Raw genomic sequence first — 13474 nt, 5'->3', positions numbered from 1 at the left:
CCAGGATATCCCCGGAGTTTTGCCGTGAACGAGTATTCGCGCTTCTTTGGCGAAAGCCTGCAGAGCCATGATCCCGTGATCGCATCGGAGATCGCTTTGGAGTTGCGCCGTCAGCAGACACAGATCGAGCTGATCGCTTCCGAAAACATCGTGTCGTCGGCGGTGATGGAAGCGCAGGGCACGGTGCTGACGAACAAGTATGCGGAGGGGTATCCGTCGCGTCGCTATTACGGCGGCTGCGAGCATGTCGATCGCATCGAGGCGCTGGCGATCGACCGCGTGAGCGCATTGTTCGACGCCCAGTTCGCCAACGTGCAGCCGCATTCGGGCGCACAGGCGAACGGCGCGGTCATGCTCGCGCTGCTCAAGCCGGGCGACACCGTGATGGGCATGTCGCTCGATGCGGGCGGCCATCTCACGCACGGCGCGCGTCCGGCGCTGTCGGGCAAGTGGTTCAACGCGGTGCAATACGGCGTGAACCCGGACACGCTGCAAATCGACTACGACGAAGTCCGGCGGCTCGCGGAGCAGCATCGTCCGAAGCTGATCATCGCCGGCTATTCGGCGTATCCGCGCGCGCTCGATTTCGCCGCGTTCCGCGAGATCGCCGATAGCGTCGGCGCATTGCTAATGGTGGACATGGCGCATATCGCGGGCATCGTCGCGGCGGGGCGGCATCAGAATCCCGTCCCGTTCGCCGATGTCGTCACGTCCACGACGCATAAAACGCTGCGCGGGCCGCGCGGCGGCTTCATCCTCACCAACCACGGCGACATCGCCAAAAAGATCAACTCCGCGGTCTTTCCCGGCTTGCAAGGCGGTCCGCTGATGCATGTGATCGCCGGCAAGGCCGTCGCGTTCGGCGAAGCGCTGCGTCCGGAATTCGCCGCATATATCGATCGCGTGCTGCGCAATGCGCAGGCGCTCGGCAAGGTATTGCAGTCAGGGGACTTGAGCCTCGTGACGGGCGGCACGGACAACCATCTGCTGCTCGTCGATCTGCGCGGCAAGGGTCTCACCGGCATGCAGGCGGAAAAGGCGCTGGAACGCGCGGGCATCACGTGCAACAAGAACGGCATTCCGTTCGACACCGAAAACCCGACCGTGACCTCCGGCATCCGTCTCGGCACGCCTGCCGCGACGACGCGCGGCTTCGGCACTGCGCAGTTCGAGCAGGTCGGCGAGATGATCCTCGAAGTGCTGTCCGCGCTCGAACGCGAACCGAATGGCGACGCGCACGTCGAGCGTGCTGTGCGGGCGCGCGTGCGTGATCTGTGCAGCCTGTACCCGATCTATTCACATGCGGAAGCGCTCGTCTGACGAGCGATACGCATGACCCCACACGATTCACTCAGCAGAGAGTCAACCATGAGCTTCGAAGGCGTACATACCCCGCTGGTCACACCGTTCAAGGCCGACGGCGAAATCGATCACGAGATGCTCGGCAAGCATGCCGCCAGTCTGGTCGGCCGCGTCGCCGGCCTGGGCGTCGGTGGCACCACGGGCGAATACTATGCGCTCAGCTTCGAAGAGCGCGTGAAGACGCTGGACACGGTGGCATCGGCGGTCGGCGGCAAGACGTATCTCACCGCGGGCATCAACGCGACGACGACGACCGAAGTCCTTCGCCTCGGCAAGGAAGCGAAGCGCGCGGGCTATGACGCGTTGCTGGTCGCCGCGCCCTACTATGCGCAGCCGACGCAGGACGAACTGCTGGCGCACCTGCTGAAGGTCGACGACGCGCTCGACATGCCCGTCATGCTGTACAACTTTCCGGCGCGCACCGGCACGGCCATCGGCGATGAAATCCTCGACAAGCTGCTCGAGCGCCCGAACTTCGCCGCGATGAAAGAGAGCACCGGCGATATCGCGCATCTGCATCATCTCGCGACGCATCTGCCGGACCGCTTCGTCCTCTCCTGCGGCATGGACGACCAGGCGCTCGAGTTCTTCGCGTGGGGCGTGCGAAGCTGGGTCGCGGGCGCATCGAACTTCCTGCCGGAAGCGCATACGGCGCTGCTCGAAGCCTGCGTGAAGCGGGGCGATTTCGCCACCGGCCGCAAGCTGATGACGCAACTCCTGCCGGTGCTCGAACTGCTGGAACGCAGCGGCAAATTCATCCAGTATGTGCGTTATGGCTGCGAGCTCGCGGGCACGCGCGTGGGCAATGCGCGCGCGCCGCTCGGCACGCTCAATGACGAAGAGCGCAGCGCCTTCGCCAGGATCGTTCAACCCCTGCTGCGCAACGCTCAGTAAGTCACGAGCATGGCCTCGAAACTGGACTTCGTGCGGTTTCCCGCACCGGATGGTGTGAACGGCTGGTGGGAAACCTTGGCCGCAGCCGCGCCCGCGAAGGGCGTGACGGGTGAGCAGCGCTTCGACTACGTGGTGATCGGCGGCGGTATCACCGGTCTGTGCGCGGCGCGGCGGCTCGCCGAGCTGGCGCCGGAAGCGTCGATCGCGCTCGTCGAGGCCGATCGCATCGGGCGCTCCACGGCGGGCCGCAATTCCGGCTTTTTCGTGGATTTGCCGCATGACATCAGCAGCGAGAGTTACTCGCGCAGCGTCGAGGCGGACAAGGCCGATGTGCGGCTGCAACGCCACGGCATCGATTACGTGCGCAGCACGGTGAAGCAGTTCGGCATCGATTGCGACTGGCGTGACGACGGCAAGTATCACGCATCGGTGAACAAGAAAGGCCACGCGGCGCTGACGCATTTCGCCGATGGCCTCGCGCGCATCGACGAACCGTGCGAATGGCTCGACGAAGCGGCCATCGCGAAAGTAACAGGCACGAGTTTTTATCAGAGCGCGCTTTTCACGCCGGGATGCAGCACGGTCCAGCCGGCGGCGCTCATGCGCGGTCTCGCAGCGACGCTGCCTGCGAACGTGACGCTCTTCGAAATGAGCGCGGTGAAGGGCATGGAAACCCGCGGCCAGAGCAAGCTCCTGAGCTTCGCGAACGGCAAGATCGAGACGAAGCGCGTCGTGCTGTGCACCAACGCGTATGCGGCGACTTTCGGTGGCCATCCGAACGGCCTCTTGCCGGTCTACACGTTCGCGTCGATGTCGCGCGTGATGACCGATGAGGAAATCGCGCGGCTCGGCGGTATCAACTCGTGGGCGCTGATTCCAGCCGACCCGATGGGCACCACCGTGCGCCGTCTCGCAACGAACCGCATTTGCGTGCGCAATCACTTCGCGTTCCGGCCGAATCTTTCCGTATCGGAACACGATCTGGCGAAATCCAGGCATCTGCATCAGCGCTCGTTCGACCGGCGCTTTCCGATGTTGAAGGATGTCGAGCTGCAATACACGTGGGGCGGTGCGCTGTGCCTGTCGGCGAACAATGGCGCGCTCTTCGGCCAGCGCGACGACGGCGTGTACGAAGCCGTCGGCTGCAACGGGCTCGGCCTGAGCCGTGGTTCGGCGGCGGGCAAGCTCATCGCCGAACATATGCTGGGGCAATCGAACGATCTGATCAATCAGCTCCTTAAACAGCCGCATCCGCGCTCGCTGCCGATGCGGCCGATCGCGGACGTCGCGGTATCGGCGGCGATCTGGGTGAAGGAATTCTCGGCGGGCGCCGAACTTTGAATCTGTGAGGACATGACATGACGACGCTTAAGGAATGGCAGCGCAAGGCACAAGATCTGTCGCTCGACGGACGGGCCTTCATCGCGGGACAACGCTGCAATGCGGCATCGAACGAAACCTTCGGCACGCTGAATCCGTCGACGGGCAAGGTGCTCGCCGACGTCGCGAAGTGCGACGTCAAGGACATCGACCGCGCGGTCGTCGCGGCGCGCGATGCGTTCGAATCGGGCGTGTGGTCGAAGGCCGCGCCGTCGCATCGTAAAGCGGTGCTGCAACGCCTCGCGCAACTCATCGATGAAAACGCGGAAGAGCTCGCGCTGCTCGAAGCGCTCGAAGCGGGCAAGCCGATCAGCGAATGCATGGGCCTCGATATCCCCGAATCGGCGGCGTGCATCCGCTGGCACGCGGAAGTCACCGACAAGCGCTACGACGCGCTGTCGCCATCCGGCGCGAGCGTCGTGTCGATGATCACGCGCGAGCCCATCGGCGTCGTCGGCGCAGTGCTGCCGTGGAATTTTCCGGCGCTGATGCTTGCATGGAAGATCGGGCCGGCGCTGTCCGTCGGCAACAGCGTGATCGTGAAGCCGGCGGAACAGACGTCGCTGTCGACGCTGCGTATCGCCGATCTCGCGCACGAAGCCGGCGTGCCGGCGGGCGTGCTCAGCGTCGTCACCGGCTTCGGCGAAAGCGCTGGTCAGGCGCTCGGCGTGCATGCCGACGTCGATCTCATCGCCTTCACGGGCTCGACCGAAACCGGCAAGCGCTTCCTGCGCTATTCCGCCGATACGAACCTGAAGCGCGTCGTGCTCGAATGCGGCGGCAAGAATCCGCAAGTCGTGCTGCCGGATGTCGCGAATCTCGACGCCGTCGCGGAGCAGGCCGTCGCCGCAGCGTTCTGGAATATGGGCGAGAACTGCAGCGCAGGCTCGCGCATCCTGGTGCATACGAGCCAGAAGGCCGAACTGCTGCAAAAGATGCAGGCCGTGCTCGAAGGCTGGCGAACCGGCGATCCGCTCGATCCCGACGTCAAGCTCGGCTCGCTGATCGAGGAAAAGCATTACGAAAAGGTGCTGAGTCATATCGAGAAGGCGAAGGCAGAAGGCGCGCGCGTCGTCTGCGGCGGCAATGCGACATTGAAGGAAACGGGCGGCTGGTTCGTCGAGCCGACCATCTTCGACAACGTCACGCACGAAATGAGCATTGCGCGCGACGAGGTCTTCGGCCCGGTCGTGTGCGTTATCGAATATGCTGACATTGACGAGGCCGTGCGCATCGCGAACGATACGTGCTACGGACTCGCGGCATCGCTGTGGACCGATAACGTGAATCAGGCGCACAAAGTCGCGGCGCGCATCCGTGCGGGCACCGTGACCGTGAACTGCTTCGGCGAAGGCGATCTGTCGACACCCTTCGGCGGGTTCGGGCAGTCCGGCTTCGGCGGACGCGACAAATCGGTCTACGCGCACGACCAATACTGCGAGCTGAAGACGACCTGGCTGAAGCTCGACTGATTGCAGACGAGGCGCTATGCGCATTGGCTTCATCGGCGCCGGCACGATCACTCAGGCGATCGTGACCGGCATGATCCGTTTCGGCGTGCCTTTCGAACGCATTGCTTTGTCGCCGCGCAATGCGGACATCGCGGCTCATCTGGCCAGGCTGGATTCGCGCGTCGAGGTTTGCGAGAGCAATCAGGGCGTGCTCGATGCATCGGATGTCGTGTGTCTCGCGGTCGTGCCGCAGATTGCGCCCGAGGTGCTGAGCACGCTGACGTTCGATGCGCGGCATCACGTCATCAGTTTCATCGCGGGCATGTCGCTCGATCGGATTCGCGAACTCGTGCGCCGCTCGGCCAAAGTGGTGCGCGCGGTGCCGCTGCCGGCGGTCGCGGTGGGCAAGGGCAGCACGGCGATCTGCCCGCGCGACGAGATCGCGGCCGCGCTATTTTCTCCGCTCGGCGAAGCGGTCGAAGTCGACGACGAACCTCAGTTCGACGCGCTCTCCGCCGTCACCGCAACGATGGCGAGCTTCTTCGCGCTGCTGGAGGAGCAGGCGTCGTGGCTCGTCGCGCAAGGGCTGCCATACGCGTCGGCTCGTTCGTTTTTGGCGGGCTATCATGTAGGGCTTGCTCACGAAACGACGCAAGGCGACGCGCCTTTCTCTGCGATGATCGGGCACGCGAGCACACCCGGCGGCCTCAACGAGCAGCTTTGGCGCGAGTTGTCGGAGCGCGGCACGTTCGCGCATTATGCGGAGGCGCTCGACAGAATCATGCGCCGCGTCCAAGGGCGCGGATGAGCGGGCAAAAACACCTATAACGATCGATAAATCGCCAGCCCTGAAGGTGATTCACATGCAGAAGAAACAGCAGTTCGCGGACCGGCTTCTCGCCCAGATGCCCTCGCTGCGAGCGCTCCGGTGCTTCGTCACCGCGGCGCGATATGAAAGCTTCACACAGGCCGCCGAAGTGCTATGCGTCACGCAGGCCGCGGTGAGCCGGCAGATCAAGGAGCTCGAAGACACGCTCGAAGTCGCGCTGTTCGAGCGCACCGGAAGGCATATCGCGCTGACGGACGCGGGCCGCATTCTCTACAACGCGTCGTATCTGTCGATCATGAATATCGCGGAGGCGGCGCAGGCGGTCCGGCGCGTCGATCGCCACGCGCTCACGCTCTGCATCTCCCATACGTTTTCCGCGCTGTGGCTGTCGTTCAGATTGCCCGCATTCCGCCAGCGTTTCCCGAACATCCGCCTGCATGTGATGGTGACCGAGCACTTCATGGAGCTCGACGATCTCATGGAGCCCGATGTCATCATCACGAAGAATCCGCCGCGCGAGCAGGAATACGAAGTCGAGCCGCTCTTTCACGACATCGTTTATCCGGTATGCAGCGTTCCGTTTCATGAACGCTATTTTCATGGCCGCACGTTAAAGCCGCTCGATCTGCTCGCGCATCCCACGCTGAGCCTTTCGCTGCTCGGGCGCGCGCAAGTGTGCGAGCACGTCGACTGGCGCGTATGGAAGAACTGGTATCAGCAAGGCGACGGTTCCGAACGTCTCGATCAGCATGACGATCTGGAAAGCAACGACTATCGGCTGCTGGTCGCGCAGGCCGAGGCGGGCGAGGGCACCTTGCTCGGCTGGCACCATCTCGTGCATCGTCAGGTCGAACAAAAAAAACTGGTCCGTCCTGTCGACGATGCGCTCGTGTTCCACGACCGTCATCACTACATCATCACGCATCGCAATGCGAAAACGCGCCCGGAATATTTGCAATTCCGCCAATGGCTCGACGAAGAGATCGCCACGATGATGCAGGGATGGCCGGCGGCCGAAGCGAAGGCCGTCGTGTGAGCGCAGCATGAAAACGGCAATCGAAAAAACGAAGGGATACCGGCGCCTGATTCCGTCGGTGACGGCGCTCGTCGAGTTCGAAGCGGTCGCGCGGCTCGGCAGCTTCACGCTCGCGGCGCACGAACTGGGTGTCACGCAGGCCGCCGTGAGCCGGCAGGTCCGGTTTCTCGAAGAGACGCTCGGCCAGCGGCTCTTTCGCCGGCTACATCGCGCGATCGAACTGACCGATGAAGGCGAGGCGCTGTATCGCGTCGTCGCCGAATCGATGCAGAAGATCGCGAGCGTGTTCGACCGTCTCGCGCGCGGGCCGGTGCAGCAGGAACTCGTGCTCGCGGCGACCTCGGCGTTCTCGCATTTTCGTCTGCTGCCGCGCCTCGCATCGCTGAAGGCGGCGCATCCGGATCTGCAATTGCGCCTGTCCACGCAGATGTTCACGGCGGATTTGCGGCACAAGGAAATCGATGTCGCCGTGCGCTTCGGCAACGGCACCTGGCCGGACGGCACGGCGATGCTGCTCTTCGACGAGGAAGTGTTTCCGGTCTGCTCGCCGTCATGGCTTCAGACGCATTCCGAGCCGGCGACGCTGGAAGACGTCGCGAGCGCCGTGCTGGTCGAATCCGATTCGACCATCGAAGGCTGGATGGGCTGGGAAGAATGGTTCAACGCGGTCGGACACCGTCCGATGCGGCTGAATTTCCCGCTTCGCTGCAGCCTCTACACCGACGCGATTCAGGCCGCGCGCTTCGGTCAGGGCATCGCGCTCGGCTGGGGCCGGCTCGTGCACGATCTGCTCGACAGCGGCGAGCTCGTCAGGCTGCCGGTCGCATCGTTCAAACCGCCCGAATCGTACTTCGTCGTGGTGCCGCACGGCCGTACCATCACGCCCGCCATCGACGGTCTGATCAATTGGCTGCGCGAAGGCGCGGACGCATAACCCAAAGTAATTCCACGTCGAAAATAAAGCGCATTGACGCTGTTTTTCAGTGATCCAATACTCACGGTTATCCCGGGGCCATTCGAAGTCCCGCTTCCCTGAACGTTGGAGAACGACGATGTCCGAAGTGCAAATCCAATTCAAGTCTCATGGCGAATTGATCCGCAGCCGCGAACCCGGTCATGGCATGCCGGGCGAGCTTTTCGGGCGGCAGGACGTCTTTGAGAAAGACGTCGACATCTTTTTCCAGAAGCACTGGATTCTGGTCGGCGTGACCTCGGACGTGCCGGAGCCGGGCGACGTATCGACGGTCGATATCGGCCGCGCCTCGGTCATCATCGTTCGTGACGACGACGAGAACATCCGCACGTATCGCAACGTGTGCCGGCATCGCGGCGCGCGGCTGAAAGAAGCGGGCAAGTCGACGGTCGGCATGCTCGTGTGCCCGTATCACCAGTGGACCTACGATCTCGACGGCAGCCTGCGTCACGCCTCGCACATGGGCAAGGATTTCGATCCGACGTGCCGCAGCCTGATCCCTGTGCATACGCGCATCGTCGGCACGCATATTTTCGTGTGCCTCGCCGACGAAGCGCCCGCCGATATCTCCAGGCTCGAAGACGCGATGGCGCCGCGCTTCGCGCCCTACGATCTGACCAACACGAAGATCGCGTTCGAGTCGGAGATCATCGAGCAAGGCAACTGGAAGCTCGTGATCGAAAACAATCGCGAGTGCTATCACTGTGCGGCGACGCATCCCGAATTGACCGCATCGTTTCTGCCGGAAGATTTCGGTTTTTGCACCGACAATCTCAGCGAGGAATCGTTACGCGATTTCGAGGTGTACAAAGAACGGAACGCGGCGTGTCAGGCGAGCTGGGAGCGCGATGGGTTCACGAGCGCGACCGTCGAATGGCTGGAAGAAGACGCGGTGACGCAATTCCGGACGCAACAACTCGTGATCGCGGGTCACGGCGAATCGCAGACGATCAGCACGAAGGTCGCGTGCGAAAAGCTCTTCGGCAATCTGACGCGGCGCGATCTCGGCGACACGCATCTGTGGACGCACAACTCGTGGACGCACGTGATGAGCGATCACGCGGTGGTGTCGTACATCATTCCGCTCGCGCCGGACAAAACGCTCGTGCGTTCGAAATGGCTCGTGCACGCGGACGCCGTGGAAGGCGTCGATTACCAGATCAAGGATCTGACGGAAGTGTGGATGGCGACGAACGCGCAGGACAAGCATCTCGTCGAAATCACGCACGAAGGCACGCAAGACCCGGCGTATCGGCCGGGCGTGTTCTCGCAGTTCACGGAGAGCTATGTCGATCAGTTTTCGCGCTGGTACGCCGCGCGTCTGAGCGCGCACGGCGTTTGAATGGAGCTCAGTGATCAGGCTCAGTGATCGGTGACGAAAGTCGGGTGGCGGGTGCGAATCTCGTCCACCTGACTCAGCGTTCCGGAAAGATGCTTGCGCAACGCGGCATCGGCGGCTTCGATATCGCCTTTTTCGATCGCATCGACGATTTCGGTGTGATCGCGCACGACGGCCATCGTCTTGCCTTCGACCGGCAGATGCAGACGCCGCAGCCGGTCGATATGGCCGCTCAGCCTGCGCACCAGATCCCACAATTGCGGCACGCCCGCGGCCTCGTACATTTGCCGGTGAAACGCCTGATCGAGCGCTGAAAACTGTTCGACGTTTTCCGGATCGAGCCATTCCATTTGTTCAGCGATCGTCGCGCGCAACCGCGCGATCAGCGACGCCTTGTGCTCCCGCGCCAGCGTGCGCACGACTTCCAGTTCGATCGAGCGGCGCAGAAAGTGCGCCTGCAGCGCCGAGGCCACGCTGATCTGACTCACGACGGTGGCGTGCTGCGGAAAGATATCGACGAGGCCTTCCTCGCCCAGTTTCATCAGCGCGTCGCGCACGGGCGTCTGACTCAGGCCGTAGCGCGTCGCGAGTTCGGTGCGCGACAGCACCGTGCCCGGTTCCAGTTCGAGCGACAGAATCATTTCACGCAGCCGCTCGAACACTTGCGGCGCGGCGTGACGGGACCGGTCGAGGCGATGAACCAAGGCGGAGGAAGCGGCGTTATTCATGTTGAGCGCGGACGGATGGCGACTGAAACATTAGTACTATAGCCGCGCTATCGCCCAACGGGTAAGCCTGACACGAATCAGCGTTAACCCGACTGACGTACTAATGTATTAGTGCTTTACTATTCGACCACTTCTGTTAATTTCCGGAACGCCGACATGTCTCGCGATATCGCCATCACCCAGGTTCGAATCACGCCGATCGCCTTTCGCGACGGTCCGTTGCTCAACGCCGCGGGCATCCACGAGCCGTGGGCGCTGCGCGCGATCGTCGAGCTGGAAACGAGCGACGGGCGCGTCGGCATTTCGGAAACGTATGGCGACGAGCCGATGCTGCGCGTGCTCGATCAGGCGAAGGATCTCGTGATCGGCCTGTCGCCGTTCGATCTGAACCAGATGGAAGAGCGCGTGCGCGCGACGATCAAGGCGACGCCCGGCGCGGTCGAATTCGAACTGGCGCCCGGCTCGCATGCGGCAAAGAACGCGCCGAAGGTCATCAGCACGCTCGAAGTGGCGATGCTAGATCTGCAAGGCCAGATCATCGGCGCGCCGGTCGTCGATCTGCTGGGCGGCAAGGTCCGCGACGCGGTGCCGTACAGCGCGTATCTGTTCTTCAAGTACGCGGAACACATCGACAAGCCGTACGCGCCGGATGCGTGGGGCGAGGGCATCAGCCCGGAGCAGATCGTGGCTCAGGCGCAGCGCATGATCGACCTGTACGGTTTTCAGAGCATCAAGCTGAAGGGCGGCGTATTCGAGCCCGCGCATGAAATCGCGTGCATGAAGGCGCTTTCGAAGGCGTTCCCCGGCATGCCGCTGCGTCTCGATCCCAACGCGAACTGGACGCTCGAAACGAGCATCAAGGCCGCGCCCGAACTCGACGAAATCCTCGAATACTACGAAGACCCGTGCCCCGGCCTCGAAGGCATGGCCGAACTGCAGAAGCACACGAAGCTGCCGCTCGCGACCAACATGGTCATCACGACGATGGACGACTTCCGCCGCGGCTGCAACATGGGCTCGATCAAGGTGCTGCTTTCGGATCATCATTACTGGGGCGGCCTGCGCGCCACGCAGACGCTCGCGCGCATGGCGAGGCTGTGGGGCTTCGGCATGTCGATGCATTCGAACTCGCACCTGGGCATCAGCCTGATGGCGATGACGCACGTCGCGGCGAGCGTCCCGAACCTCACGTACGCGTGCGACACACATTACCCGTGGCAGGAAGAGGAAGTCATCAAGGGCGGGCGCGTGAAGTTCGACAACGGCGCGGTGCGCGTGCCGACGACGCCGGGTCTGGGCGTCGAGCTCGATCGCGAGAAGCTCGCCGAACTGCATGAGCAGTACAAGACGTGCGGCGTGCGCAATCGCGACGACCTCTCACAGATGCGCAAGTATCAGCCGGAGTTCACCGGCAAGAATCCGCGCTTCTGAGTCGAAAAAAAAGCGTTCGCAGCGCCCATCCAGGAGACACCTCATGAGCAGTTCCAGCGCGCTGTCGAGCGCCGTTCGCAAGATCAAGTGGCACGTGCTGCCGCTTTTCGTCGTGATGTTCATCGTCAATTACATCGACCGGGTGAACATCGGTTTCGTGCGTCAGCATCTGAGCGCCGATCTGGGCATCGGCGCCGCGGCCTACGGGCTCGGCGCGGGGCTCTTCTTCGTGAGCTACGCGGTGTTCGAAGTGCCGTCGAACATGCTGATGCAGCGCTTCGGCGCGAAGGCGTGGCTCACGCGCATCATGATCACGTGGGGCCTCGCCGCTACGGGCATGGCCTTCGTGCAGGGCGAAACCTCGTTCTACGCGATGCGTCTTCTGCTCGGCGCAGCCGAAGCGGGCTTCTTCCCCGGCGTCGTGTTTTATTTCACGCAATGGCTGCCGCGCGATGAACGCGGCAAGGCGATGGCTGTCTTCCTGAGCGGCTCGGCGCTCGCGTCGGTGTTCTCGGGTCCGATCTCGGGCGGGCTGATGCTGATTCAGGGCGGGGGCCTGCATGGCTGGCAGTGGATGTTCATCATCGAAGGTCTTGCGTCGGTCGTGCTTGCCGGTTTCGTGTGGTTCTGGCTCGATTCGAAGCCGCGCGATGCGAAGTGGCTCACGCGCGACGAGCAAGAAGCGATCGTTGGCGAGATCGAAGACGAGCAGCGCCGCCGCGATGCTGCGCATGTGAAGAAGCCGTCGTCGTGGAGTCTGTTGCGCGATCCGCAGATCCTGATCTTCTGCCTGATCTATTTCTCGGTCTCGCTGACGATCTACGGGGCGACGTTCTGGCTGCCTAGCATCATCCGCAAGATGGGGCATCTGAACGACTTTCAGGTCGGCCTCTTCAACTCGATTCCGTGGCTTATTTCCATCGTCGCGATGTATCTGTTCGCGGCGCTCGCGGCACGCTTCAAGTTCCAGCAGGCGTGGGTTGCATGCGTGCTGCTGATCGCGGCGGGCGGCATGTATGCGGCGGGGCTCGGCGGCCCGGTGTCCTCGTTCATCGCAATCTGTTTTGCGGCGATCGGCTTCAAGGCGGCGTCATCGCTGTTCTGGCCGATTCCGCAAGGCTATCTCGATGCGCGTATCGCGGCGCCCGTGCTCGCGCTCATCAACTCGATCGGCAATCTCGGCGGCTTCGTCGCGCCGGCGACGTTCGGCTTTCTCGAGCAGAAGACTGGTTCGATCACGGGCGGGCTGACCGGGCTCGCGGCGATGTCGGTGCTGGCGGCCGGTGTGGTGTTTCTTGCGCGCGTGGCGCCGAGGGAACGGCCTGGCGGGGCCGCGTTGCGGGCGGGGGTGCAGAAGTAAGCGCTCGATGCCTACGCGGCGTTGCCGTGAAGTCCTGTTTTCATGTCGGTTTATTAGCGTTGCCCCTCCCCGGGGCGGGGGTAACTTTCTTTGCTCGGGACCAGAGTAAGCGCTAAAGCGCCAACTCTGGTCGACGCAAAGAAAGTCACCAAAGAAAGCAGCTATCCCCAGCCTAAGCACTTCATGCCGGCCGCGGCACAGAACTACTCTCGTGGTCCGGCAGTAGCGAGTGCCCTCACAAAACTCACGCGGCTTGGATCGCGCACGGTCTGACACATCGCACCACAGAACAAACTGGTTCAGCACGAAATAGCTCCAGCCCGCTTTGCGGCCGATGGGTCAATCGGGTCTGCGTGAGCCCGCGTATTTGCTATGCCCACCGTTGGTTTCCCATTCAGACCCCGCGGCAGCGCGTAGCGCTGTGCCGGAACTCTTTCGTGCTGAACCAGTGTCCGAAGAGTAATGGCATGTCAGACCGTGCGCGGTCCACGCCCGATGAGACCTACGAGAACACTCGCTACTGCCGGGCCATTCGCCCAATCGCCTGTGCCGCGGCCGGCGTGAGGCACTTTGGATGGGAAAAGCTGCTTTCTTTGGTGACTTTCTTTGCAGCAGTGTATAGACCGGGGACATGGTTGACACTTTCGTCGGGGACATAGCTGACACATTCATCTTGGCGCATCGGGCTGGT

General features: G+C 62.8%; 11 protein-coding genes. 10 read left to right on the top strand and 1 reads right to left on the bottom strand.

Features of this window, described 5'->3' with window-relative positions; genetic code table 11:
• Positions 1–24 precede the first annotated feature (24 nt).
• The 8 genes from glyA to AWB74_RS04760 all read left to right on the top strand — a co-directional run bounded on the left by glyA (position 25) and on the right by AWB74_RS04760 (position 9267).
• On the top strand, positions 25–1320 hold the full coding sequence (gene glyA, locus AWB74_RS04795; RefSeq protein WP_061145642.1) for a serine hydroxymethyltransferase: 1296 nt from the start codon (positions 25–27) through the stop codon (positions 1318–1320).
• A gap of 48 nt (positions 1321–1368) precedes the next feature.
• A complete protein-coding gene (locus AWB74_RS04790) occupies positions 1369–2256 on the top strand; it encodes a dihydrodipicolinate synthase family protein (protein ID WP_061145641.1) in 888 nt (295 codons plus the stop codon).
• Between the two features lie 9 nt (positions 2257–2265).
• Positions 2266–3597, top strand: a complete 1332-nt coding sequence (locus tag AWB74_RS04785) for an NAD(P)/FAD-dependent oxidoreductase (RefSeq protein WP_061145640.1) — start codon at positions 2266–2268, stop codon at positions 3595–3597.
• A 17-nt stretch (positions 3598–3614) separates the two neighbouring features.
• Entirely contained in the window at positions 3615–5108 is a 1494-nt protein-coding gene (locus AWB74_RS04780; protein ID WP_061145639.1) for an aldehyde dehydrogenase, read from the top strand.
• 16 nt (positions 5109–5124) lie between these two features.
• Positions 5125–5895 carry a pyrroline-5-carboxylate reductase gene (locus AWB74_RS04775; RefSeq protein WP_061145638.1) on the top strand — a complete coding sequence of 257 codons (771 nt, stop codon included), beginning with the start codon at positions 5125–5127 and terminating at the stop codon, positions 5893–5895.
• 55 nt (positions 5896–5950) lie between these two features.
• On the top strand, positions 5951–6952 hold the full coding sequence (locus AWB74_RS04770) for a LysR family transcriptional regulator (protein ID WP_061145637.1): 1002 nt from the start codon (positions 5951–5953) through the stop codon (positions 6950–6952).
• A gap of 7 nt (positions 6953–6959) precedes the next feature.
• The gene (locus AWB74_RS04765; protein WP_061145636.1) at positions 6960–7886 is read left to right on the top strand and encodes a LysR substrate-binding domain-containing protein; all 927 of its coding nucleotides are present in this window, start codon (positions 6960–6962) and stop codon (positions 7884–7886) included.
• 118 nt (positions 7887–8004) lie between these two features.
• Entirely contained in the window at positions 8005–9267 is a 1263-nt protein-coding gene (locus tag AWB74_RS04760) for an aromatic ring-hydroxylating oxygenase subunit alpha (RefSeq protein ID WP_061145635.1), read from the top strand.
• Between the two features lie 20 nt (positions 9268–9287).
• Here AWB74_RS04760 and AWB74_RS04755 read toward each other — a convergent pair whose 3' ends face one another.
• Positions 9288–9992 carry a GntR family transcriptional regulator gene (locus tag AWB74_RS04755; protein WP_061145634.1) on the bottom strand — a complete coding sequence of 235 codons (705 nt, stop codon included), beginning with the start codon at positions 9990–9992 and terminating at the stop codon, positions 9288–9290.
• A gap of 156 nt (positions 9993–10148) precedes the next feature.
• Between AWB74_RS04755 and AWB74_RS04750 the strand changes: the two genes are divergently transcribed.
• Both AWB74_RS04750 and AWB74_RS04745 read left to right on the top strand, forming a co-directional pair.
• On the top strand, positions 10149–11423 hold the full coding sequence (locus tag AWB74_RS04750) for a glucarate dehydratase family protein (protein WP_061145633.1): 1275 nt from the start codon (positions 10149–10151) through the stop codon (positions 11421–11423).
• 43 nt (positions 11424–11466) lie between these two features.
• Complete coding sequence (locus tag AWB74_RS04745; RefSeq protein ID WP_061145632.1) at positions 11467–12783, top strand: MFS transporter; 1317 nt, start codon at positions 11467–11469, stop codon at positions 12781–12783.
• The last annotated feature ends 691 nt before the right edge of the window (positions 12784–13474 follow it).

The sequence above is a fragment of the Caballeronia arvi genome, assembly GCF_001544695.2.
Classification (GTDB): Bacteria; Pseudomonadota; Gammaproteobacteria; order Burkholderiales; family Burkholderiaceae; genus Caballeronia; species Caballeronia arvi.
This window is presented reverse-complemented; position numbering and strand designations above follow the sequence as displayed.

What these genes read in the sequence shown, in the direction of transcription:
- AWB74_RS04775 (WP_061145638.1), top strand. Translation starts at nt 5,125, where the DNA reads ATGCGCATTGGCTTCATCGGCGCCGGCACGATCACTCAGGCGATCGTG.
- AWB74_RS04755 (WP_061145634.1), bottom strand. Translation starts at nt 9,992, where the DNA reads ATGAATAACGCCGCTTCCTCCGCCTTGGTTCATCGCCTCGACCGGTCC.
- AWB74_RS04760 (WP_061145635.1), top strand. Translation starts at nt 8,005, where the DNA reads ATGTCCGAAGTGCAAATCCAATTCAAGTCTCATGGCGAATTGATCCGC.
- AWB74_RS04745 (WP_061145632.1), top strand. Translation starts at nt 11,467, where the DNA reads ATGAGCAGTTCCAGCGCGCTGTCGAGCGCCGTTCGCAAGATCAAGTGG.
- AWB74_RS04750 (WP_061145633.1), top strand. Translation starts at nt 10,149, where the DNA reads ATGTCTCGCGATATCGCCATCACCCAGGTTCGAATCACGCCGATCGCC.
- AWB74_RS04785 (WP_061145640.1), top strand. Translation starts at nt 2,266, where the DNA reads ATGGCCTCGAAACTGGACTTCGTGCGGTTTCCCGCACCGGATGGTGTG.
- AWB74_RS04780 (WP_061145639.1), top strand. Translation starts at nt 3,615, where the DNA reads ATGACGACGCTTAAGGAATGGCAGCGCAAGGCACAAGATCTGTCGCTC.
- AWB74_RS04790 (WP_061145641.1), top strand. Translation starts at nt 1,369, where the DNA reads ATGAGCTTCGAAGGCGTACATACCCCGCTGGTCACACCGTTCAAGGCC.
- AWB74_RS04770 (WP_061145637.1), top strand. Translation starts at nt 5,951, where the DNA reads ATGCAGAAGAAACAGCAGTTCGCGGACCGGCTTCTCGCCCAGATGCCC.
- AWB74_RS04765 (WP_061145636.1), top strand. Translation starts at nt 6,960, where the DNA reads ATGAAAACGGCAATCGAAAAAACGAAGGGATACCGGCGCCTGATTCCG.